The organism is Bacillus sp. ES1-5 (genome assembly GCF_022487605.1).
Taxonomy (GTDB): domain Bacteria; phylum Bacillota; class Bacilli; order Bacillales; family Bacillaceae_G; genus Bacillus_A; species Bacillus_A wiedmannii.
In genome coordinates this window covers 685109-709674 of the sequence record NZ_JAKVPU010000001.1, presented here as the reverse complement: position 1 = coordinate 709674, position 24566 = coordinate 685109, and the positions used below count along the sequence as shown (strand labels likewise).

The 24566-nt window shown below is 34.0% G+C and carries 20 protein-coding genes; 17 read left to right on the top strand and 3 right to left on the bottom strand.

Translation table 11 applies throughout. The features are described 5' to 3' along the window. The first annotated feature begins 384 nt into the window (after positions 1–384). Complete coding sequence (adhP, locus tag MKO96_RS03690) at positions 385–1422, top strand: alcohol dehydrogenase AdhP (protein WP_240586705.1); 1038 nt, start codon at positions 385–387, stop codon at positions 1420–1422. 140 nt (positions 1423–1562) lie between these two features. Here adhP and MKO96_RS03685 read toward each other — a convergent pair whose 3' ends face one another. Both MKO96_RS03685 and MKO96_RS03680 read right to left on the bottom strand, forming a co-directional pair. Then, positions 1563–2582 carry an ABC transporter permease gene (locus MKO96_RS03685; RefSeq protein ID WP_240586704.1) on the bottom strand — a complete coding sequence of 340 codons (1020 nt, stop codon included), beginning with the start codon at positions 2580–2582 and terminating at the stop codon, positions 1563–1565. After that, on the bottom strand, positions 2579–3481 hold the full coding sequence (locus tag MKO96_RS03680) for an ABC transporter permease subunit (protein WP_240586703.1): 903 nt from the start codon (positions 3479–3481) through the stop codon (positions 2579–2581). Before MKO96_RS03680 ends, MKO96_RS03685 begins: the two co-directional genes overlap by 4 nt. Before the next feature lie 513 nt (positions 3482–3994). Here MKO96_RS03680 and gntK point away from each other — a divergent pair. From gntK to MKO96_RS03605, 15 genes are all read left to right on the top strand, one after another. Beyond that, the gene (gntK, locus tag MKO96_RS03675) at positions 3995–5533 is read left to right on the top strand and encodes a gluconokinase (RefSeq protein ID WP_240586702.1); all 1539 of its coding nucleotides are present in this window, start codon (positions 3995–3997) and stop codon (positions 5531–5533) included. A gap of 14 nt (positions 5534–5547) precedes the next feature. Further along, on the top strand, positions 5548–6897 hold the full coding sequence (locus tag MKO96_RS03670; protein WP_064477346.1) for a GntP family permease: 1350 nt from the start codon (positions 5548–5550) through the stop codon (positions 6895–6897). A gap of 18 nt (positions 6898–6915) precedes the next feature. After that, the gene (gene gnd, locus MKO96_RS03665) at positions 6916–7812 is read left to right on the top strand and encodes a phosphogluconate dehydrogenase (NAD(+)-dependent, decarboxylating) (RefSeq protein ID WP_087980306.1); all 897 of its coding nucleotides are present in this window, start codon (positions 6916–6918) and stop codon (positions 7810–7812) included. A gap of 271 nt (positions 7813–8083) precedes the next feature. Then, positions 8084–9304, top strand: a complete 1221-nt coding sequence (locus MKO96_RS03660; RefSeq protein WP_240586701.1) for a tetratricopeptide repeat-containing glycosyltransferase — start codon at positions 8084–8086, stop codon at positions 9302–9304. 34 nt (positions 9305–9338) lie between these two features. Further along, positions 9339–10493, top strand: coding sequence for a CgeB family protein (locus tag MKO96_RS03655; RefSeq protein ID WP_240586700.1), 1155 nt, complete (start codon positions 9339–9341; stop codon positions 10491–10493). Between the two features lie 146 nt (positions 10494–10639). Then, entirely contained in the window at positions 10640–11176 is a 537-nt protein-coding gene (locus MKO96_RS03650; RefSeq protein ID WP_046955699.1) for an NADPH-dependent FMN reductase, read from the top strand. 1 nt (position 11177) lies between these two features. Beyond that, positions 11178–12407, top strand: a complete 1230-nt coding sequence (locus MKO96_RS03645; RefSeq protein WP_240586699.1) for an MFS transporter — start codon at positions 11178–11180, stop codon at positions 12405–12407. Between the two features lie 63 nt (positions 12408–12470). Continuing rightward, complete coding sequence (locus MKO96_RS03640) at positions 12471–13028, top strand: YdcF family protein (RefSeq protein ID WP_240586698.1); 558 nt, start codon at positions 12471–12473, stop codon at positions 13026–13028. A 100-nt stretch (positions 13029–13128) separates the two neighbouring features. Further along, positions 13129–14076: an ABC transporter ATP-binding protein gene (locus MKO96_RS03635; RefSeq protein WP_087980311.1), complete on the top strand. Its 948-nt coding sequence runs from the start codon at positions 13129–13131 to the stop codon at positions 14074–14076. 3 nt (positions 14077–14079) lie between these two features. Further along, a complete protein-coding gene (locus MKO96_RS03630) occupies positions 14080–15591 on the top strand; it encodes an ABC transporter permease/substrate-binding protein (protein WP_240586697.1) in 1512 nt (503 codons plus the stop codon). Between the two features lie 213 nt (positions 15592–15804). Next, positions 15805–17232: a basic amino acid/polyamine antiporter gene (locus tag MKO96_RS03625; RefSeq protein ID WP_240586696.1), complete on the top strand. Its 1428-nt coding sequence runs from the start codon at positions 15805–15807 to the stop codon at positions 17230–17232. A gap of 75 nt (positions 17233–17307) precedes the next feature. Further along, entirely contained in the window at positions 17308–17568 is a 261-nt protein-coding gene (locus tag MKO96_RS03620) for a LemA domain protein (protein WP_240586695.1), read from the top strand. Between the two features lie 106 nt (positions 17569–17674). Then, the gene (locus MKO96_RS03615) at positions 17675–19495 is read left to right on the top strand and encodes an AAA family ATPase (protein WP_240586694.1); all 1821 of its coding nucleotides are present in this window, start codon (positions 17675–17677) and stop codon (positions 19493–19495) included. Beyond that, entirely contained in the window at positions 19485–21335 is a 1851-nt protein-coding gene (locus tag MKO96_RS03610) for a hypothetical protein (protein WP_240586693.1), read from the top strand. The genes MKO96_RS03615 and MKO96_RS03610 overlap by 11 nt, the downstream gene beginning before the upstream one ends. A 274-nt stretch (positions 21336–21609) precedes the next feature. After that, positions 21610–22206: a hypothetical protein gene (locus MKO96_RS03605; RefSeq protein ID WP_000487799.1), complete on the top strand. Its 597-nt coding sequence runs from the start codon at positions 21610–21612 to the stop codon at positions 22204–22206. A gap of 96 nt (positions 22207–22302) precedes the next feature. Here the strand turns inward: MKO96_RS03605 and racA are convergent, their stop codons facing one another. Then, the gene (racA, locus tag MKO96_RS03600) at positions 22303–22845 is read right to left on the bottom strand and encodes a chromosome-anchoring protein RacA (protein ID WP_240586692.1); all 543 of its coding nucleotides are present in this window, start codon (positions 22843–22845) and stop codon (positions 22303–22305) included. Between the two features lie 354 nt (positions 22846–23199). On the opposite strand from racA, the gene MKO96_RS03595 reads away from it, so the two are divergent. Beyond that, positions 23200–24555 (top strand): hemolysin family protein, encoded by a 1356-nt coding sequence (locus MKO96_RS03595; RefSeq protein WP_240586691.1) that lies wholly within the window; start codon positions 23200–23202, stop codon positions 24553–24555. Positions 24556–24566 lie beyond the last annotated feature (11 nt).

Genomic DNA, 24566 nt, shown 5'->3' with positions numbered 1-24566 from the left:
GTCCTTCAATTGAAGGGCTTTTTATATTGGTCAATAGTTTGATGATATATAATCTAGGTTTACTCGGTATAATTTTTTTGGAAATATGATGATAATACTTTCCTATATTAAAAAATCTTTATTTATTACTCCACATCTTGAATTCTAATAAACGATACATAGATGAAATCTCAGTTTTCCCTTCAAATATAGTAAGAAAACATTTGGTTAATAATTCAAATATTGTTCAATATTTAACAATAAGCTTTTAAAATTACATGTTATGATGAACGTGTAATGATGATTGAACATTTAAAGTTGGCATAATGATTAGCCAAATCAGTGAAGACAGAAGTTTTGAGATGTACTCATTAAAATTCTAAAACACTAAAGGGGAGATCACATATGAAAGCAGTAGTAGTTAATAAAAATAGTAAAGCAAACATTGAAGTTATTGAAAAGGAATTACGTCCGTTACACTCAGGTGAAGCGTTAGTAGATGTAGAGTATTGTGGGGTTTGTCATACTGATTTACACGTTGCAAATCATGATTTTGGAAACACAGATGGCCGTATTCTTGGTCATGAGGGTGTAGGTATTGTGACGAAAATTGCTGATGATGTTACTTCACTAAAGATAGGTGATCGTGTAAGTATTGCATGGATGTTCCAATCTTGTGGACGTTGTGAATATTGCGTAACTGGTAGAGAAACATTTTGCCGTGAAGTTAAAAATGCTGGTTATTCAGTAGATGGTGGTATGGCAGAACAATGTATTGTTACAGCTGACTATGCGGTGAAAGTACCAGAAGGATTAGATCCTGCTCAAGCATCATCTATCACATGTGCGGGCGTAACTACATATAAAGCAATAAAAGTATCAGACATTAAACCTGGTCAACCTATCGTCATCTATGGTTGTGGTGGATTAGGTAACCTAGCTATCCAATATGCTAAAAACGTATTTGGTGCAAAGGTAATTGCAGTAGATATTAATGACGATAAATTAGCGTTAGCAAAAGAGGTTGGCGCTCATATGACTATCAATCCAATTTCTCAAGGTCCTGCTGATAAGATAGTTCAAGATGAGTTTGGTGGTGCTTATGCTGCTGTAGTAACAGCCGTTTCTAAAGTAGCATTCAACTCAGCAGTTGATGCAGTACGTGCTTGTGGTAAAGTCGTTGCAGTAGGTTTACCAGTAGAAACTATGGATTTAAACATTCCGCGACTTGTACTAGATGGAATTGAAGTAGTTGGTTCTCTAGTCGGTACTCGTAAAGACTTAGAGGAGGCATTTATGTTCGGTGCAGAAGGCAAGGTAGTGCCGGTTGTTCAAACATGTTCTCTAGATAAAGTACAAAATGTATTCGAAGAAATGGAACAAGGTAGAATTCAAGGACGTATGGTAATCGATTTTAAACAGCATAATTGTGATTGCAAATAATTCATTTTAAATATAAAAAGCATGAGTCTAGCTAAAGACATGTAAAAAAGTTAGACGGCAGAAAGAAGATGATCCCTGCATTCAACAGGAATCATCTTCTTTGCATTCCACTACTATCAATGTCGACTAACGAGAAAGGATTAAAGGTTCACTTTATCTACAAACGAAAAAGAATCTTTACTTTTAACAAATTTTTTATGATTTGGAACGGTTTGAATTGCTACAACTTGCGAATCCCTTGCTTTCAGTGCATCTTGAATCCCGATTGTCATAAGCTTTATAAATAGAATCGTAATAAAGAATGAAACGAGAGTATACAAAATAATCCACCATGAAATATTCATTTCATAACGATTTAATCCAATAAGGCCTGCCCAATCATTCGATAGAGAAACAGGTTTGAGTACTCCGTCATAGAGTTCACGCATTTGTATCCCACCAATTACAATATCAAGCAACGCTAAATGGATAACGAGTATGAGAGCTTGAACGATATGTTCCATAAATAACACAAATAAGCGGTCAAGTAATAAGACTCGTAAGTGTTTTTTGAAAATATGAAAACGGCTAGCACCCAGTAATTGTGAACTTAAAATGTAATCTTGTTTCATAAATTCATCAACCTCTGAGGATATATATAAAGAAAGTGTAGGCAGAGCGACGAAAATAAGTACGAGTACTTGATAAAACGCAAATGAAATATTTGGATCTAATCTATCAGCATTTGATACTATTACAATATTAACGGGCGTGATGAGTATAAATGCGATAAATAAAGTAGGAATATAGTAAAAAACTTCTGAGCATGCCTGGAAAAATCTCTTGAATTTTGGAGCATATAAACTTAAGAGGATTCCTATACATGTTCCGAATAAAATTCGAAAGAAGCTAATTGCCACAGCTAATAAGATAGTGAATTTTGCTCCTTCTATAATTTGTAAGAAAACAGGCTCTCCAAAACGATCCGATCCAAAAGGCGGTATTAATGATGGTGGAAAGGGAGCCTTTCCAAGCAATTCGTTATTGTCATTGTAAAGTAACTGAGGAGGTTTTGGGATGTTATCTTTAAAGAACCAACTATAAATAAAACTAGCTGAAACAAGTATGAATAAATAAGTAAAGCCGATTAAAAAGCGTTTTGATTTCCAAATAGATTTCATAAAGCTGCTCCTTTCAATTGTTTTTGCCATCTATTCATCATGAGAGAAATTATTTGAAAAATGGCATAAAACGGTAAAATAATCATGACAAGTATAATAAATGCAGCGGGAGGTGAAATAAACGCCTTCTTAAATAAAAATTGAATAATACCTTGCATATTAAAAACAAATTCTAAAATGAATAAGTTAGAAAGTAAGAAAACAAAAATCGTTTTTAAATGGTAGAAGAAGTGGATAGATGTATTTTTGAATAAATGAATGCATAGTATATAACTTGATGAAAGACCTTTTCCATATGCAACCTCTACGTAATGTTTTCCATGTTCTTCTTTTATGTATAAAACCATCATCCGAAACATTTGTAATGTAGGTAAGACCGCTAAAGATAAAATAGGAAGTAAATAAGCGCGATTTTCATTAAAAGAAATAATGGTGAAAGGAGCTTCCCCAAATTTCTTAAGTACCCAAATGAAAAATATTTGCAAACAAATCATCATCATCATATCAGGGACAGCTTCTAATATGAACACAATTCGGTTTATCCATTTTTTTATATAATCTTTTGCTAAAAAATAAAAAAATGCCATGCTAGATGAGATAAAGAGCGCAAGCAAAAAGGCCACAAATAATACAATAAACGAATATAGATAAGGTTCTAAAACAGTTGGAAATAATGGTGTTGTTTTTAAATGACCAAACTTTGGGTCTGATCCTATAACCAACAATGATTCAGGTGAGAAAACCTGTTTTAACATAGTAACGATCTGGTTAAAAAAATAAATTGGTTGAAAGGTGAATCCTTGTTGAGTGATAAATAAATAAGGTAAATTTAATAATAGTAACAGTGATAAAAGAATGGATGAAAGCTTAATTGTGAATTGAGATATTTTATGTAACATTAAATCCCTCCGACATCTTTTTACAACATTATACAATAAAGTCTGAAATATTGTTTTATTTTTCTGAAAAATATAAATGCTATTAGATTTTATAGTATGTAACATATATTTACAAGTTAATAAAGTGATAGTAGGATCCGCACTCTAAGACTATTAAGATAAAAGGACGAGTGAACTTAATACAATAAAAACGAGCAAAGTGCACAAAATTTCCATTGCGTAGGTAGTTGCTGTACAACTCCTTTTTCAGGCAAATGAGTAGAACGTACGGAAGGACTATATATGTGTTGTTAATGAAAGAAAAAGAATGTGTTGCGAAACGAATATAATGCAACTTTACCGCACGGAAAATCTAAATTTAGTATGTAAGTGAAATGGAATGAGGGGGATTTATTTTTTGTTATGAAAAAAATTTTCTTTTTAAAACTTGATTAATGAAAAAATATTTTATATACTAATTCATGTAAACGGTTTACTAGATCGTATTTTGCTAGAAATGAAGGGAAGATTCGCATGGAAACAAGGGGGAGAGTAATCGGGATTGATATCGGTACCACAAGTACAAAAACGGTTGTGTTTACAGAAAAAGGAAAAGTCGTTGCGTCACATGCAGTTGATTATCCAATTATTCAACCGAACGTCGGATGGGCTGAGCAAGATCCTGATGTAATATGTGCTGCTGTATATAAAACTGTAAGCGTTGCCATCGAAAAGGGTAAGGTGTTACCAGAGGATATTTCTTCAATCGGTATTAGTACAGCAATGCACGCATTAATTGCAGTAGATGAAAAAGGTGCACCATTAACGCGTTCTATCATTTGGGCAGATAATAGAAGTACGAAACAATCGGAAAAATTATTACAACATATGAATGGGCATGACATTTATAGACGAACAGGCACACCAATTCATCCGATGTCGCCGCTTTCTAAATTATTGTGGATGAAAGAGGAAGAGCCAGAATTATATGCGAGCGCTTATAAATTTATTTCCATTAAAGAGTATGTTATTTATCAATTGTTTTCACGTTACTTAGTGGATTATTCAATAGCATCTGCTACTGGGTTATTTAATTTAGAAACATTAAACTGGGATAAAGAAGTTTTAACGATGTTACATATGTCACCAGAACAATTATCAAAACCTGTGCCAACTACATATATTTTATCGGGTATGAAACCTGAATTAGCACAAAAGATGGGCATTCGTGAAGATACGCCAATTGTTATTGGTGCAAGTGATGGTGTTCTTGCGAATGTAGGCGTTGGGGCAATATCGCCTGGCTCAGCTGCAATTACAATTGGTACAAGTGGTGCGGTTCGAACAATTTCATCAAGTGTTCATACAGATGAAAAAGGAAGAACGTTTTGTTATGCATTAACAGACGAGCACTGGGTGATCGGCGGACCAACGAATAACGGCGGAATATTACTGAGATGGTTACGTGATGAATTTGGTAGCCCAGAACAAGAAGTTGCAAGGAAGCTTGGCATTGATCCGTATGATTTATTAATTAAATATGCGGAAAGTGTACCAGCTGGAGCGGGTGGATTGCTATTTTTACCGTTTCTATCTGGAGAACGTGCACCTTACTGGAATGCAAATGCTCGTGGTACATTCTTTGGAATAAACCTTCAGCATAAACGAGAACATTTTATACGTGCAGTCATGGAAGGTGTCTGTATGAGCGTATATTCTGTTGCACTCGCAATCAGGGATTGTACAGGGCCACTTACTGAAATACGTGTTTCAGGAGGTTTTGCGAAATCTGCATTTTGGAGACAAATGTTATCCGATATGATGGGAAAAGAATTGCTTGTTCCTGAAAGTCATGAAGCATCTGCGCTTGGGGCAGCGGCAGTTGCTTTATATGCTGTAGGAAAAATTGATTCTCTTGAAGAGGTAAAGGATTGGATTGATATTGTTCATCATCATGTACCGAACAAAGAAAATACGGCTATATATTTAGAAATGTTTTATATGTATGAACGACTTTACAATCGCTTGAAAGAAGAATTTGATTGTATAGCTGCTTTCCAACGTAAACAATAGGGGGATTGGGAGAAATGGTAGTTGGAATCGTACTAGCGGCAGTTGTCATACTACTTTTACTTATTACGGTAGTAAAATGGCATCCGTTTGTCGCGTTAATATTAACAGCAATTGGTGTAGGGCTAGCAATGGGAATGCCATTGATTGGAACTTCACCAAAAGATCCAGGGATTATCGATTCTATTAAACTAGGGCTTGGTAATACGTTAGGGTTTTTAGCGATAGTTTTAGCATTAGGAACGATGCTTGGAAAAATGATGGCCGAATCTGGCGGTGCTGAACGAATTGCTACCACATTAATAGATCGTTTTGGGAAGAAACGTGTTCACTGGGCGATGATGTTCGTTGCATTTTTAGTAGGAATTCCTGTGTTTTTCCAAGTTGGATTTGTACTATTAATTCCATTAGTATTTACAATTGCGTTAGAAACAGGGGTATCACTTATTACAATCGGTATTCCGCTAGTAGCAGGACTATCTGTTGTACACGGACTCGTTCCACCGCATCCAGCAGCGATGGCAGCGGTAGGTATTTTTAAAGCAGATGTAGGGAAAACAATTTTATATGCATTAATTGTCGGACTTCCAACTGCAATCATTTCAGGTCCGCTTTACGGGAAATGGATCGGTGCTCGTATACATAAAGAAGTACCATTAGATATAGCGGAGCAATTTATTGAAAGAGATAAGAAGAAGGAACTTCCTAGTTTCGGAAATACATTGTTTACTATTTTACTTCCAGTATTTCTTATGCTAGGTGCATCGATTGCGGAAGTAGGGCTAAGCAAAACAAGTCAACTTGCACAAGTATTGCACTTCATTGGAGATCCAATAGTCGCGTTATTAATTGCAACGATATATTCTTTCTTTAGTCTTGGTTATGCAAAAGGTTTCTCAAAAGATAAAGTATTACAATTTACAAATGATTGTTTAGGACCAATTGCGAACATACTGTTAGTTATCGGTGCAGGCGGTGCGTTTAATAAAGTATTATTAGATTCTGGAATTGGAACGACAATCGCAGAAATGGCGAAAGAATCTCATATTTCACCGATATTATTAGGTTGGGGAATTGCGGCACTTATCCGAATTGCGACTGGATCTGCTACCGTTTCTATGATGACAGCAGCTGGAATTGTAGCACCGATTGCAGCAAGTACACCAGGTGTAAATGTTGAACTACTAGCACTTGCAACAGGTGCAGGGTCATTAATTTTATCACATGTAAATGATTCTGGATTTTGGATGATTAAAGAGTATTTTGGAATGACTGTGAAAGAAACATTATTAACATGGACTGCAATGGAGACGATATTATCTGTTGTAGCACTTGGACTAATTTCGTTATTAAATATATTTGTATAGAATGGGAGATTGATGAATATGAAACTAGGTTTAATTGGATTAGGAAAAATGGGATTCCCATTAGCAGAACATTTATATGAAGACAAGCATGAAATAGTTGTATATGACGTTAATAAGGAACTTGTTGAAAAAGCAGGGGCTTTAGGGATTACTGCTCGTTATACATTAAAAGAAATGATTGCTGAACTAGAAGCTCCTCGTACAATTTGGGTAATGGTACCTGCGGGAGAAGTTGTAGAGTCAGTATTAAAAGATGTATATCCATTATTAGAGGAAGGCGATATCGTTATTGAAGGCGGAAATTCATTCTATAAAGATACGTTACGCCGTGCGGAAGAAGCGAAAAGATTTGGTTTACATTACGTAGATATTGGAACATCAGGCGGTGTAGAAGGAGCTAGATACGGTGCTTGCTTAATGGTTGGTGGAGAAAAAGAAATTTACGATCAATTAGAACCTTTATTTAAAGATTTAGCAGTAGAAAATGGGTATTCTTATGCAGGCCGCGTCGGAAGTGGTCATTTCTTAAAAATGGTTCATAACGGTATTGAATACGGTATGATGCAAGCAATTGCTGAAGGATTTGAAGTATTAGATAAAAGTGATTTTGATTTCAATTATGAAGATGTTGCAAAAGTATGGGCAAACGGATCGGTTATCCGCGGTTGGTTAATGGACTTAACTGAAAAGGCATTTGCAGATGATCCAAAACTAGATGGCATTAAAGGTGTGATGAATTCTTCAGGAGAAGGGAAATGGACTGTGGAAACGGCACTTGAACTTCAAGCGGCAGCACCGGTAATCGCGATGTCATTATTTATGCGCTACCGTTCTCAAGAAGATGATACATTCCACGGAAAAGTAGTTTCAGCTCTTCGTAATCAGTTCGGTGGACATGAAGTTGTGAAAAAATAGGAAATGATTTTGAAAAGAAACTTGTGCATAGGCACAAGTTTCTTTTTTTATAGTGTAAGAAATTTCTAATTTAAAAATACCATTCAATCATTGTGTATTTGTACTAATTGTATCAAATATAAAGGGAAGCATGAAAGATGTCCCAACATAAAAATAAGAATAAATAAAATGAAATTTTCATAAATAGTAAAAGGATGATTATGTCATCAGTGTAGCTATGAAGTGGTGTTACATATGAAAAGAGCGTGTTAATAAAATATGAGGTGGTTAAATGGGAAATGAGCAAGTGAAGAATGCAGGGGAAGAAAAAAAGTTATGTCTTTGTATGATTGTTAAGAACGAGTCTAGAATTATGGAAAGATGTTTAAATGCTACAAAATCAATTGTAGACTTTGTTTCTATTTGTGATACGGGATCAACTGATCATACACCTGAAATTATTGAAAATTGGTGTAAAGAAAATGAAATCCCAGGAACAGTTCATCATGAACCATTTAAAAACTTTGGTTATAACAGAAGTTTAGCTGTTTCATTGGCACAAAAAACATATCCAGAAGCAGATTATTTATTAATATTAGATGCAGATATGATATTAGAAGTTGATCCTGAGTTTGATAAGACTAGTTTAACGGAAGACCATTATCTTACATTGCAATATGATATTCATATTAAGTATTGGCTTACACGCCTTTTGAAAGCTTCTTTACCATGGAAATCTGTCGGTGTTACTCATGAGTATTGGGATATAGATCGTTCCAAAGTTGGTGCGAATTACAATACGAGAGTAGCAAGGTTAGAGACGCTTGTCGTTAACGACCCTGGGGATGGTGGGAGTAAAGCTGATAAATTCGAGAGAGATGAGAGGTTGTTGTTAGAAGGGATTAGTGATCCAGAAACAACGCCAGATTTGCATATAAGATATTTATTTTATTTAGCCCAAACTTATTTTCATTTAAGTCAATTTGAAGATTCGATTAAATGGTACAAAAAAAGAGTGGAAGCAGGGGGATGGGTTGAAGAGGTGTTCTATTCGTTATTGCGAATAGGATTTTGTTATGAACAATTAGCAAACCGTTCGGCAAATCAGCAACATGAAGTAACAGAAGCGGATGAAAAAGAAACTATGAAGAAGCAAGAAGAACAATATACAGCATTAGCAATTCTTTATTTTCAAAAAGCGTGGGAATATCGACCAACTAGGGCTGAACCATTATACCAACTTGCAAGAATGTATCGATTAAAATCTCAAAATAATATTGCTTTGATGTATGCGTTGCAAGGTAAGGAAGTTCCTTTTCCGAATAATGATCTTCTATTTGTAGATTATCATGTGTATGATTACTTATTTGACTATGAGATTTCTATAAGTGCTTTTTATATACCGCATAAAAAACATTTAGGTGCAGTGTCACAAAAATTTTTGGAATCGAAAAAAGAAGAGTTACCGTTGCATATAGCAAATATGGTAGAAAGTAATGCGAAATTTTATTAAATACAATTTCGGTTAAAGGAGTAGTGGAGTAATAATGGAATTAATACGATGGGCGCTAGAACTAGGGGAATCTGTGCATGGAAATACGTATGAAGAATTGATGCCACTACTAGATTATTATTATGATCGTGATCATTTAAAAGCGTATTGTATCGCAAATCTTCTTTTAGACATGGACGTAGCAGATGAGCATCGGCAAAGAATTGAATTAAGAAGGTGCATTGCTGCTTATTATGCTGGATTATATAAAGTAGCAAAAAAACATGCAAATGAGCTTTTACTTAAATATCCGGATGTGGATTTGTATAAAAATAATTTAAGGCTAATGGAAGCTTATTTAAATAAAGAATATGATTATTGTCTTTTTATATGCCCAAAGACGTATGGTAGTTTCATAGATGTCGCACGAGCTTTGAAATGGCGATTAGAGCAGGAGGGAAATACAGCAATTATTTCAGAAACAATACTAGAAAATGTGAAAAATACAATTGTTTTTGGAGCGCATACATATGCGCATAACCCGAATCTACTTCCGAAAAATGCAATTATTTATAATCTAGAACAGCTATATGAAGGAAGCCCTTATGCGCACCCCCTTTATTTAATGTTATTAAAAGATAAGGAAATTTGGGATTATAGTAAACAAAATATAGCATGGTTAAAACAAAAAGGTGTAGGAAAAGAAATAAGGCATATAGGAATGAACTATGCCCCAACTTTGCAAATAAAAAAAGATGCATTTGAAGATGAGATTACTGAAGACATCGATATACTGTTTATAGGTGCTCTTAATCCGAGGCGGCAAGCTATTTTGGATCAATTAAAAGCAGTTGCCCCGAATTTAAATATTGTTTTTAAAAATAATGCGTGGGGAATTGTTAGAAATGAGTTAATCGCTAGGTCTAAAATTATATTAAATATTCATTTTTACTTATCAGGAATTCTTGAAACACCTCGAGTTTCTTATGCAGTGGCAAATAAGAAATTTATTATTTCGGAAAATAGTAATCGAGAGGACGAGATAGAGTGGCCAGGAATTGTGTTTACTCCGTACGAAAAAATAATAGAAAATATTATGAAATATGTAGCCTTACCAGAAGAGCGTATTAAATTAGCAGAAAAAGCGTATAACCATTTTGAAGCAAAAGGAAACATAGGCATACTGTGTCATAAAGAGGAGGAAAAGTAATTGTGAAGAACTCATACTTTCGTATGAGTTCTTTTTTTCGTCTATCATACTATTTTATCAAGCTAGTTCCCTCTTTATATTGTGTTTTGTATAGAAATTTCTGATAATATATAAGTATAACTGAAAAACAAAGGAGAGAAATAATTATGAAACTAGTCGTTATTAACGGTACGCCAAGAAAATTCGGTAGAACTCGTGTGGTGGCAAAATATATTGCTGATCAATTTGAAGGGGAGTTATACGATTTATCAGTAGAGGAACTGCCTTTATATAACGGGGAAGAATCACAACGTGAATTAGAAGCGGTAAAAAAATTAAAGGCATTAGTGAAAACTGCAGACGGTGTAGTACTATGTACACCTGAATATCATAATGCAATGAGTGGGGCGTTGAAAAATTCGTTAGATTACTTAAGCAGTAGTGAATTTGTTCATAAACCTGTCGCATTACTTGCAGTTGCTGGAGGCGGTAAAGGTGGCATTAACGCATTAAACAATATGCGTATTGTTGCTAGAGGGGTGTACGCAAATGCAATCCCAAAACAAGTTGTGCTTGATGGACTTCATGTACAAGACGGTGAACTGGGAGAAGATGCAAAACCATTAATTCATGATTTAGTTAAAGAATTAAAAGCATATATGAGCGTATATAAAGAGGTGAAAAAACAACTAGGAGTTGAGTGATATGTCATCTCTGTATAAAGATTCACGCTTGTATTTCATTCTAGGGGCCAATAGTCTATCAGCTATTGGTTCCGGTATTGTTATGATAACGATTCCGTGGTTGTTAATTAAAGAGAATGGAGGAGAGACAACGTTTGGTTATGTCTCCATCATCGCAACTCTTATTATGTTTTTATTAACACCGTTTATCGGGCAGAGTATTGATCGTTTTTCAAGAAAATCTTTATTATTATGTAATGAAGGTATTGGGATAGTCATTATAGGGATGATGGCTATATGGGGATTTACTGGGCAACCTTATCATTCTATTCACTATATTCTTATATATATAGCAGGGTCATTTTACTATTTATTATTTTATCCTACAATATTTGCGTTTAACCAAGAGATATTTCAAGCAGAACATTATAAAAATTTAAGTGGAACAATGGAAATACAAGGACAGTTAACTCAAGTTATTTCAGGAGCGGCTGCTAGCTTCCTTATTGAAATCATTTCTTTAAAATGGATTTTGTTAGTAGATATGTTAACTTTTGCAGGAGCATTTTTCCTTTTCTTATGTATACCGTACGTAAAGAAAAAGGAAGTAAAAAGGAAAGTAACATTTAAGAAGCAATTGTTCGAAGGGATTCACTTTATGCAAAAGCGTCCGAAGTTCTTTTGGTTTTTACTGGCGACTTATATGCCGTTTATCGGTGTCATGATGGCAAATTATTTAATCCCGGTATATATTTCAGATCTATTAAAAGCCAGTGCCTCTGTATACGCAATAGAAGGTATGATGTACGGTGTCGGAGCGGTTCTTGCGGGAATAAGTATTCCAATTATGATGAAATATGTAAAGACAGAAGTTTCAATCGTCATGACGATGCTCATATATGTAATTTCAATTACCGTAATGATTATTGAACCTTCCGTAATGTTGTTATATGGACTTGCAATTTTTCATGCAATTGGAAATGCGGGTACAAGAGTAGCAAGAAATGTATTGATGATGGAGGAAATTCCAAATGAAGTAATGGGACGTGTAGACAGCTTATTTCGATTAATTGGTACAGGAATACGAATTGTATTATTAATGCTGTTTACAGCTGGTGTTTCTAAAGTTGGGGTAATGCTCCCATTTTACCTATTAAGCTGTATATTGATCCTATCATTAGGAATCGCTCTTTATTATGTGATATCACAACGTAAACTCGGAGCGGATGTTCCGAATAAATCACTCGTTTAAAAAATACTTCTGCCTCCCTTTCTTTTTCTATATAATAAAAAGAAAGGGAGTGTTAACTTATTTATGAACAAATGGATATTACTTATAATCTTATTACTACCGTCACTATACATTCTTTATATGACGTTTCGAATGAAGAAAGTTGCTCGTGAAAAATTGAGTAATCACTCTCCGTACGTTCTTATATTAGGTGCAAAGTTATTTGGAGATAGACCGTCATTATCTCTGAAAAACCGTTTGGATGTAGCGTTGGAATATTTATTTTCCCATCCTGAAGCGAAAGTAATTGTTTCAGGTGGTCAAGGAGAAGATGAAGATATACCAGAAGCTCACAGTATGAGAAACTATTTAATGGTACATGGTATAGATGAGAATCGTATTTTAATAGAAGATCAATCTACAAATACGTATGAGAATGTAAAGTTTAGTATGGATTTATATGATGTGAAACATGCGGTAGTTGTAAGTAATACGTATCATTTATATAGAACGAAAATAATCGCAAAGCGTTTAGGCATGAAGATGGAGGCACTAGCTGCTGAAACACCAATGCGCTCTAAGAAAAAAATGTATGTACGTGAATATGCTGCAATAATGAAAACAATATTGTTCGACCGTTAGAGCTCAAATTTGAGCTCTTTTTTAATTATAAAGCGTATCATTTGAAATGAATGCCGTATTCCATCAAAATAAAGGAAACAACATTAAAGGAGTTGTATTTGTGATTCAATTTAATCATGTGTCAAAAGCGTATGAAGATGGCACGAAAGCAGTGGATTCATTGCATTTAGAAATTAAAAAGGGAGAATTTTTTGTTCTCATTGGTCCGAGTGGTTGCGGGAAAACAACGACAATGAAAATGATTAACCGTTTAATTGAAACGACTGAAGGATCTATTTTAATCGATGGAAAAGATATTCAACAATATAATATTAATGAATTGCGTTGGAATATAGGATACGTATTGCAGCAAATCGCTTTGTTTCCGCATATGACAATTGCAGAAAATATTGCAGTTGTTCCTGAAATGAGAAAATGGAGCAAAGAAAAAATAAAAGCTCGTGTCGATGAGTTGCTACAGATGGTCGGGCTAGATCCAGACGTATATCGCGATCGTATGCCTGATGAATTGTCAGGAGGGCAAAAGCAGCGCGTTGGTGTCGTAAGGGCATTAGCCGCAAACCCGAAAATCGTTCTTATGGATGAACCGTTTAGTGCGTTAGATCCATTAAGTAGGGAACAGCTTCAGAAGGATATCGTACAATTGCAAAAAAAGATTCAAAAAACAATTGTGTTCGTAACGCATGATATGCAAGAAGCGTTATCGCTTGGAGATCGTATTTGTATTATGAAAGAAGGAAAAGTTGTTCAATTAGATACACCAGAAGGTATTATACATAATCCGAAAAATGAGTTTGTAGAGGAGTTCATTGGAAATCGTGGGCGACCTTGGTATGAGGGGAAAAGTATAGAAGATGTATTACCACTTGATAAAAGTATGCGGATAGAAGGGGATACACTATCATTGCATTCTTCTTTACAAGAAGCTTTAGTTCGTGTACGAGCTGACGAAGTCGTTCCAGTTGAAGAAAATGGTCAATATGTTGGAGCTTTAACAAGTCGTCATATTGTTAATTACATTGTTGAACAAATGAAGGAAAGAGGCTAAACAGTGACTGATTTTATACAAACGTTCCAAGAGCGAAAAATAGAATTACTAGCTGCATTAAGTGAGCATTTACAAATATCGCTTATTTCACTATTTTTTGCAGTAATTATTGCGGTGCCACTTGGCATTTTATTAACGAGAAAACAACGAATGGCTGAATTTATAATAGGAACTTCTGCGGTTATGCAGACAGTGCCATCACTTGCATTACTCGGACTTTTAATTCCGTTAGTAGGAATTGGAAAACTTCCGGCTATTATTGCATTAGTTGTGTATGCACTATTACCTATTTTACGAAACACATATACAGGAATAAGGGAGTTAGATGAATCTTTAATCGAAGCAGCGAGAGCTATGGGGATGAATAGCTGGAGAAGACTGTGGAAGGTAGAGCTTCCTCTTGCATTACCAATTATTATGGCCGGTATTCGTACGGCGATGGTATTAATTGTTGGAACGGCTACATTAGCAGCTCTTATAGGTGCTGGTGGGCTCGGAAAACTCATATTACTTGGTATCGATCGAAATGATCATGCGCTTATCATTTTAGGGGCCGTACCAGCCGCGTTACTAGCTTTATTCTTTGATGTAGTACTTCGGGTGCTTGAGAGTCCGAAACGCTCTTCTAAGCGTGTTATATTGACGATATGTATTACTTGTATAATGATTGCTTCTCCCTTTCTTTGGAACACACAAAAGAAAGATATTGTTATTGCTGGCAAACTTGGATCAGAACCTGAAATTTTAATTCAAATGTATAAGCAACTTATTGAACAAGATACCGATTTACACGTAGAATTAAAACCAGGTCTTGGAAAAACAGCATTTGTATTTGAAGCATTGAAATCAGGAGAAGTAGATATATACCCTGAATTTTCAGGAACAGCTTTATCTACTTTCGTGAAAGAAGAACCAAAAAGTACAAATCGGGATGAAGTATATGAGCAGGCTCGCATTGGAATGGAAAAGAAATATAATATGGTTATGTTGAAGCCGATGGAGTATAACAATACATATGCACTAGCTATGCCTAAAAAAATAGCAGATCAAAATAATATAAATAAAATTTCTGATTTAGGAAAAATTGCACAGGAGGCTAAAGTAGGATTCACATTAGAATTTGCTGATCGTGAAGACGGTTATAAAGGAATGCAAAAATTATATAACTATAAGTTTTTAAATGTGAAAACGATGGAACCGAAACTACGTTATAGTGCAATTCAATCAGGGGATGTTAACGTAATCGATGCATATTCAACTGATAGTGAACTTGAGCAGTATGGACTTAAAGTGCTACAAGATGATAAAGGGTTATTCCCACCGTACCAAGGTGCACCATTATTAAGAAAAGAAACGTTACAGAAATATCCTGAACTTGAAAAAGTATTAAATACATTATCTGGGAAGATTACAGATGAAGAAATGCGAAAAATGAATTATGAAGTAAATGTAAATGGAAAAAGTAGTGAAGAAGTTGCGAAACAATTTTTACAAAAAGAGAATTTACTTCGTTAATTTTACAAGAAATATACAAATTTATTTGTATGAAATGACCGTTCATTACAAAATGAACGGTTTTTTTGTGCATACTTATACATTTTTTCAAAAAAGTATTCCATTTTTCTTCATTTTCTTTTAGAATAAGTAATGTTTTCCTGAAAAAATATAAGAGAAACGTCTATTAGAGAAAAAGGTGACTTTAATAGTTGAACGAACATAACACCTAGAATGACAGATGGGGTGGTACAAATAGAAAAGAAGTTAGGGTTTTTTCCATTAATTGCATTAGTAGTCGGAACGATGGTTGGTGGCGGTGTTTTTAGTTTACCGCATGATTTAGCAGTAGGAGCAAATAGCGGCTCTATAATAATTGGTTGGTGTATTACAGCGATGGGAATGATTCCACTCGCGCTCGTATATCAAACGTTAGCAAGACAAAAACCGGAGCTTGAGGGCGGAATTTATAGTTATGCACGTGCTGGTTTCGGAGAATATATCGGATTTAACAGTGCTTGGGGATATTGGCTAGCAGGAATTTTAGGAAACGTTGCAACAATCATGTTACTGTTTAGTACATTAGGTTATTTCTTCCCCATTTTTAAAGGTGGAAATAATGTTGCGTCTATTGTTGGAGCATCACTTTTATTATGGACACTTCATTTTCTAATTTTATTTGGAATTCGTGAAGCATCTATTATGAATGTTATCGCAACGATAGGGAAATTAGTTCCAATCGTATTATTTATTGTTGTAATGGTAACAGCGTTTCGCTGGGATACGTTTACACATGATTTTTGGGGAGAAGGAACTATATCAGTTTCCTCTATACTTGGTCAAGTGAAAAATACAATGCTTGTAACTCTTTGGGTTTTCATTGGGGTTGAAGGAGCGGTTGTATTATCTGGTAGAGCGAAAAATAGCCGAGATGTTGGTAAAGCGACAGTACTTGGACTTATTTTAGTAATGTCTATTTATATTTTAATTTCTGTCTTGTCTATGGGAGCGATGACAAGAGGCGAGCTTTCCGTGTTAGAAACCCCATCAATGGGACATGTATTAGAACATGTTGTTGGGACATGGGGCGCAGTTGCGATTAACATTGGGTTAGTTGCATCACTTGTAGGTACATTAATAGGCTGGTTTTTACTTGTTTCTGAAATTTCCCACGTAGCAGGAAAAGATGGCGTGTTTCCGAAAGTCTTTACGAAAACAAATAAAAAACAAACGCCACATATGGCATTATGGATTTCAAATTGCGTTGCCCAAATTATATTTATAATCGTTCTATTTTCAGAATCAACATATCAAATTATGTATTTCATAGCTTCAACATCAATTTTAGTACCATATTTATTATCAGCGTTATTCCAATTTAAATTAGTTATCACAAACGAACTAAAAGATGCAAAAGTAAAAAACGGCTCGTTAGCTTTAATTGCTTCTATTTATTCTATATGGCTTCTATATGCAGCAGGTTTGAAAAATTTATTGCTTGTTTCAATCGTGTATGGAATCGGGATTATTGTTTACATGTATGCAAGAAAAGAAAAAGGAAATCGTTGTTTTAAAGGTATTGAGAGATATGTAATGTGGGCAATTGTTATCGCAGCTATCACATCACTTTGTATGTTATTAACTGGAAATATAAAAATGTAAAAGTCCTTTTAAATAAAGGGCTTTTTTCTTTGTCTAGAGAATATTTACTACATAAGATATTCAGGAGGGATGAAAATGGAAGAAAAAGAACAGTTGAACAGAATTGTTGATTTAGCGAGTGAAGTAAGGAAAGTATTAGTGCAAGAATCCTTTTTTAATCATCATCCTGAACTACGAGGAGTGATTGAAAATTTAGCGAGTGCTGTAGAGAATTTGGCGGAATTACAGAAAAATACAGATGAAAACGCTGAAGATCGATTACGTTATGTACTTGCTAAAATGAAAATTGCTCATAATGCCATTTTACAAGAGAAAAAAGCATTTCCATCTCATTAATATACGTTTTCATTTTGAACCTGGCGGATAACGTCAGGTTTTTTGTTTCTAGTTTTTCGTTTCTTTCATACAATAAGAATAGTATGAAAAAAAGAAGGTGACGAAGGTGAGATTACATAAAGCTCTTCAGCCAAGTTTTATAAAAAGAATGTACTATATGAGGTTTATCGGAAAGTTTACAAAAGCAGAGAGAGAGAAGAATGGAGAGAACTTCTTTGTACAATGCCTATCGCCAATACCATTCACGTTACAAGAGCAATTAAAAAATGAACCATACGTATTTGAAGGTTTATGTAGCAATAAAAAGAATGAAAAAGTCTTTTCGGAATTAAAGAAAAGAAAATTAGAAAAGCAACTGGTTATGTTTCGTCTCTATTATGAAAGAGGACATATATACGTGGAGTTAATTTGTGCAGAAGAACCACGAGAAATGGCCAATGGCTATAAAATGATTCCAGTACCTAAAGTTTCCGAATACAAAAAAGGAGAGTCTTTAGAAAGAAAACTTGGAAATGGCTATTTGTCATTTCTAATGCCAAAATATCCGAAAGACTTTGAGCCTCCCGAATTATTGTGGCACGATGGAAGGTTATATGGAAATATATCTTTAAAGTCATCATCAATTAGTTCAATCGCATATTTTGAACAGCAGCGGGAATGTAAGTTTATAGACTTAAATGACTGGATGAAGTATGTGGAAATAGCGGTAGAAGATCAATTGTATTTTGTAAGCAATCATATGTATGAGCAATTAAAAAAACGAATGACTGAAGAAGGTAAGCATGTAGAGGTAGAGGAAATAAAAGTGCACAAGGATGAATGGGAATGGGATGAGCGTGAATCCGTCTTTTTACAGTATGTAAAAAGTTTTGTACGTAATAAAGGGCTATATTTGGATGAAACGGACATTTATAATTTCCATATAAGTGCGAAAACAAATATGTTGACGATTCTAGGTGGTATACCAGGCGCTGGGAAATCCCGATTTGTGCAAGCTTATGCAGAAGCACTTGGATTACAGTATGGGGAAGAATTGGTTTGGATTCCGATTTCACCATCGTATCAAGAACCACATGATTTACTTGGTTATCTTCACCCAAATGGTACTTTTATTGAAAGTGAAACAAAATTAGTTAGGGCGTTAATGAAGGCAAAAGAAAATCAAAATCAACTATATATAATCGTTTTTGATGAAATGAATATGTCACATATTGAGCATTGGTTTACTCCATTTCTATCTGTTCTTCAACTTGAAAAGCAAAACCGTATTCTAAATTTGTATGAAGGTGTACAAGAAAAAGAAAATCCAATTCCATCAACAATTGAAATTGGTGAAAATATTATATTTGTAGGTACAGTAAATTTTGATGAAACAACGAAAGAACTCTCAGATCGATTATTAGATCGGACGAATTTAATAACGTTACAAAAGATTCCGTTTTGTGAGATGTGTATGGAACAAGAGAAAATTGTATTACAACCACCTCTGAAAGTAACTGCAGGAGAATTTCGTATAAGCTGGGTCAGGAATAAAGCGATGATTGAGGTGTTTTCTGAAGAAGAGTTAGAACTATTAGATAAGTTACATGTTGTATTGTCCTCACATGATATGTCAAAGGGAATTTCATTTCGATGTGCAAACGCAATCGCTACTTACTTGCAAAATATACCGTTCCAAAATAATCATTCCTATATGATCAGTAGAGAAGAGGGATTTGATTTACAAATCAAGCAACGTGTATTGACGAAAATAAGAGGGACTGAAATGATGGTTGGGTCTTTACTTTCTGAAGACGTAAAAAGGGGGGCGACATTACTACCTCTTTTGCAATCGCCACTTGCAAACAGAGTATCTACATTTGAACACTCTTTAGCATATATAAGAGAAAAGCGTAGAGAACTGGAGCTGTATGGCTATGCAAAATGAAGGGCGATATGAAACAGAAATTGTTGATACGAAAGAAACACTCCCTTTTGTATTAAAGTTAATTATTGGAACTGAGGCAAAAGGGGAATATATTTTATTAAATCGTCTTTGTACATCTACTACAGCATTAGTTCAATGTATTTATAAAGTACAAGAATTAAAACCAATTAGATTGCATTACCATTATGAAAGTCCAATGAATATTACTTTTATATGGAATAAAGTATATGAGGGACAGAAAAATATAAAAGAGTCAAAATATGAAATAAATGAAAAAAAACAAAAGGTATTAATATATGAACATGGAAAAACGGAATTCTTTTATCCATGGCGTTGTGGATTATATCATTTTGAAGTGAATATAGAAGATAGAACGTATTATGGCGCATTTCAAATCGTTCCCAAAAATTTTTTTGATGATCAATTTGAAATGATTCAAAACTATGTAAAGTCAATTTTGAATGAGTTGATATTAGATAGAGGTTATTATAAAAAGACTTTCTCTGCACTTAGTGATATTGAAGATTCTTCTTATTTAGTGTTACTTAGAAAGCTGCCGCAAAAAATGAAAAAGATAAAGCAAATTTTTAAGAAAATAGAATCGAGTTCAAAATTTATACATGAATATAAATGGGAAGAAAAAGAGCGGAAAGCAACGAGAAAAGGAGCCATAGTGGCGGAAAGAAAACCGTATGCAAAATATTATAATCGTAAGTTTATAGAACAAAAAAATAGTAAGGAAAATGCATTTCTTAAATTTAAAGCGATGCAATTTTATTTCTATTTACTTGAAGCTGAAAGTTTTTTACGTCAAACAATTGAAATATTAGAAAGAGCAAAAAAGAAGAAATCAGAAGAGTTTCAAGCTGTAAAAACGATTATACAAACAATTGAGCGTAATGGATCAGTGACGGATAGAGAGAAACAAAAATATAAAAATATACATTTACTAAAAGAGGCGGATTTGCGAAAAAGCTCTATGAAGATACAAGAATATAAAATATTAGCGCACTTTGTACATGAAAGTGTACAATACTTTCAAACTTTAATGCATTCTCCATTTTGGAGAGAAGTTTCCGAAACAGGTAACATGTACTCACATAATTTACCGATACCACATCAACAACTACTACAGCATTTAGATGTACTTCCACAATATACAGATCAATCTCCATCATTATTATTTGTTTATAAGCCAACATTTTTAGTGTATGAATATTACGCTTTTTTTATCGTTATTTCCATGTTAGAGCAAATTGGTTTTGAGGCCAGAAATTCCATTCGTGAACAAATTCAAGAACATTTTTATGTAGATGGATTACAGGATGGAACGACAGTAGTTTTACACCAAGATGATATTAGAGTACATGTTGCATTTAATGATTTAATTGAAACTCATCCTCTTATTGCATTAAGTAAAGGGAGTAATTTTTATAATGGAGAAGATACGAAGAAGCCAGACATTCGCTTAGACTGTTATGTAAAGGAAGAAGGGAAATACGTATATCAATCTTCTATTATTATTGAAGTGAAGTATAGCCCCATGTACAACATTTTTCAGCACGTTGGAAATACGAAAGCAACTGAGCAAATGTATAAGTACTGGTCCATAAAATATGTAGAAGAACAGGATGGAAAGAGAGTCTATTATCGAAGGGCCATTTATGAAGTTATTTGTGTATATCCAGGAAGTCATATGCATAGTAAAAAAATTGAGTCTGGATGTGGTGTGTTCTTGCAATTATATCCATATAAAACGAAACAAGGGGAAGAGAAATTAGCCGGAAAACACGGAATGGTAAAAATTTTTGAGAGGTGGTTAAAAAGCATGAAGAAATAAAAAATCCTTTTTTATAAAGGATTTTTTTAAATTAAGAAGAAATATATGCTGTATGGAAGACCGCTTTATACGATTTGAATTTGAAAGTAATATAAATATGTTGTTAGAAGAACGGTACATGAGGGATAAAAGACGATTAAGATGGAATTTAATTCGTTTTGCAGAATATAATAAGTCATAAATATTTTTAGTTGCATACGAAGATTTGTTCTTATATGATAGATAGTGAAAGCGTTATCAAAAAACAGAGCAGCGATGGGAAAGGCGGGTAAATATGTTCCAGCGTGTTCAAACAAAGGAAGAACATTTTTGGTTCGAGCAACTATGGGGAGATTTTTGTGAAGAAAGAAACTTAATGTTCGTAGAACGTAATTTAAATCCATCACGATTTTTATTAATAGAAGATGAACATCATATTGGTACAGTAGAATGTATTAAGTATACGGAACCAGAGCAATCGAATTCTGAGTTTTTCTATCCGTTTTCTAAAAATGATTTAGTGAAAGATTTGAAAAATGTGTATGAAATAGGCAAGTTAAGTATTGCGAAAACGTCTCGTGGGAGAGGACACTTCAAAAGACTAACAGCTATTTTATTTATGCATGCATTAGAAACGAAAGCAGAATGGTATATTGCAGCAGTGACAAAAAGAATGTATATGTATTTATTAACACTCGGTTTCCCAATTGAACCGGTAGATAAGCCATTTCAGTTTCATGATACTTTACAAGGTGTACCAGTGCGAATTCATGCCCGAAAAGGGGCTACGCATTTGTATTCTTTAAAAGAATTTCGCGATGTGATTCAAGGGAATGCTCATGCACAGGCATTAATCGCAGAATACAGTAAGAATATTATGTTAACAAAATAAAGCGAAATGAATATATATAATAAAGAGAATGCTATTTTAATATGAAGTCATTCTTCATGAAAAAAGACCCTTATTATTTTAATAAGGGTCTAAAAATTATAATCCAAATATACTAAAAATCATTTTGCGGCGCTTCGGCTTCTTTTCCAGTTCATATGTTGGTTTTAAATCGGGAGTAATATATATTGGTTCTTCTTTCTTGAGGGAAGCTTCTAGCTTTTGGATTCGCTCTAACATTTCCTCCATTTCACGGCGATGTTGTAAAAGTTGGTACGTAACAACATCATTTGCTTTATCTTGCATTTGTTCTTCCATTCGATCTAGCCTTCTTGTAATGGTATTTAATTGAGCGGCTAATTGCTCAAATTCATGTGATGATTTGTCTTGAACAATTGTATTTACTTGAGTTTTTAATTCTTCAACATCATTTGATGATGTTTTTTGAGTAGGTTGAGAGTTTTGAGATTGCTCTATTTGTGAAAGATGGAATTCTAACATTTGATCTAAATCCTCTTGTGTAAAAATAAAGTGACCATTTTTATTTTTTTCTATCGTAAGATTTAATTGTTGTGCAATCCGGGCAACAGCCTTTGGGCTAACACCTAATTTCTTTGCGATAAATGGTGTTTTATATTCCAAAATAATCCCTCCTATATATATCCTGTTGAATGATTTCGATCTATGAAGTAAGTTCCCTTCTAGTGTGACAAAAGAAGTGTGGAATCGGCAAAGAAAGTGTTTTTTCACGAAATGAAGCTGTGAAGAATATATCGTGTATATAAAAACGTTTTATCTTAAGATTTAGAACTATTTGACTGATGGAAATGAATTAGATTATCATAATGATAAATATCTTTTTTATGTATGCATATAATATATAAAAAGGTGGTTGCTAATGTAGAATTTTGTTAGAGTATTAGAATGCTTACTTCACTTGAATAAAATTAAGTAGGAGGTGGCTTCCTTGCTTACAACGTAAGTAAGGAAAAGTATTTGGACATATATAGTATAAGTATAGTGATTGTTTTAATTGCCTTAACGGCATTTTTCGTTGCAGCAGAATTTGCAATTGTTAAAGTGCGAAGTTCACGAATTGACTATTTAATTGCAGAAGGAAATAATCGCGCAATATCTGTCAAAACAGTCATTACAAACTTAGACGAATATTTATCTGCTTGTCAGTTAGGAATAACAGTTACAGCTCTGGGGATTGGGTGGTTTGGTAAACCGGCGTTAAAGCAAATGTTTGACACGCTTTTTGTAAATTTGAACATTTCTACTCAACTAGCAGACATGTTTGCTGTAATTTTAGTGTTTTTGTTTATTACATTTTTACATGTTGTAATAGGGGAATTGGCCCCAAAAACATTCGCGATTCAAAAAGCTGAACAAGTGAGTTTGTTTGTTGCTAAACCGTTAATTTTCTTTTACCGTATGGCGTTCCCATTTATTTGGATCCTAAATGGATCAGCCCGAATTATTACGAAGTTTTTAGGGCTGAAACCACCGAAAGGGCACGATGAGGTTCATTCAGAAGAAGAATTACGGTTGTTAGTTTCAGAAAGTTACAAAAATGGAGAGATTAATCAGTCTGAATATAAATATGTAAATAAAATTTTTGAATTTGATGATCGTATAGCGAAAGAAATAATGGTACCTCGAACTGAGATGCATATTATAAGTAAAGAAATGCCTGCTGAAGAAGCTTTGCAAAAAATGTCTCGGGAAAAATATACGAGATATCCAGTTGTAGATGGGGACAAAGATCACGTAATAGGCTTTGTAAACTTTAAAGATATTTTCACAGATTTTGTGCAGCATAATGCAGTAAGTAATAAGAAAGTAGAGCAATATATGAGGCCAATCATTTTAGTTATCGACTCTATCCCAATACACGACTTATTTTTAAAAATGCAAAAAGAAAGAACGCATATTGCTATATTGATAGATGAATATGGTGGTACGTCTGGACTTGTTACAGTTGAAGACATTTTAGAAGAAATAGTGGGAGATATTCAAGATGAGTTTGATACGGATGAACAGCCAGAAATTCAACAAGTTAGTGAAACGAAAACAATACTAGAGGGAAAAGTGCTTGTTAGTGAAGTAAATACGTTATTAGGTTTAACGATTGACGATAATGATGTTGATACAATCGGTGGTTGGATTTTAACGAAGAATATAGAAATTGCTGAAGAGGATTTCATTGAAATTGAAAATTATAAGTTTTGCGTGAAAGAATTAGATGGGCACTATATAAAGAGACTAGAAGTTACAAAAACTGTAGAATCAATTGTTATTTTAGAAGATGAAAAACAAATTCCATTTCAAGAACAAATTAGTTCGTAGACTCTGCTATA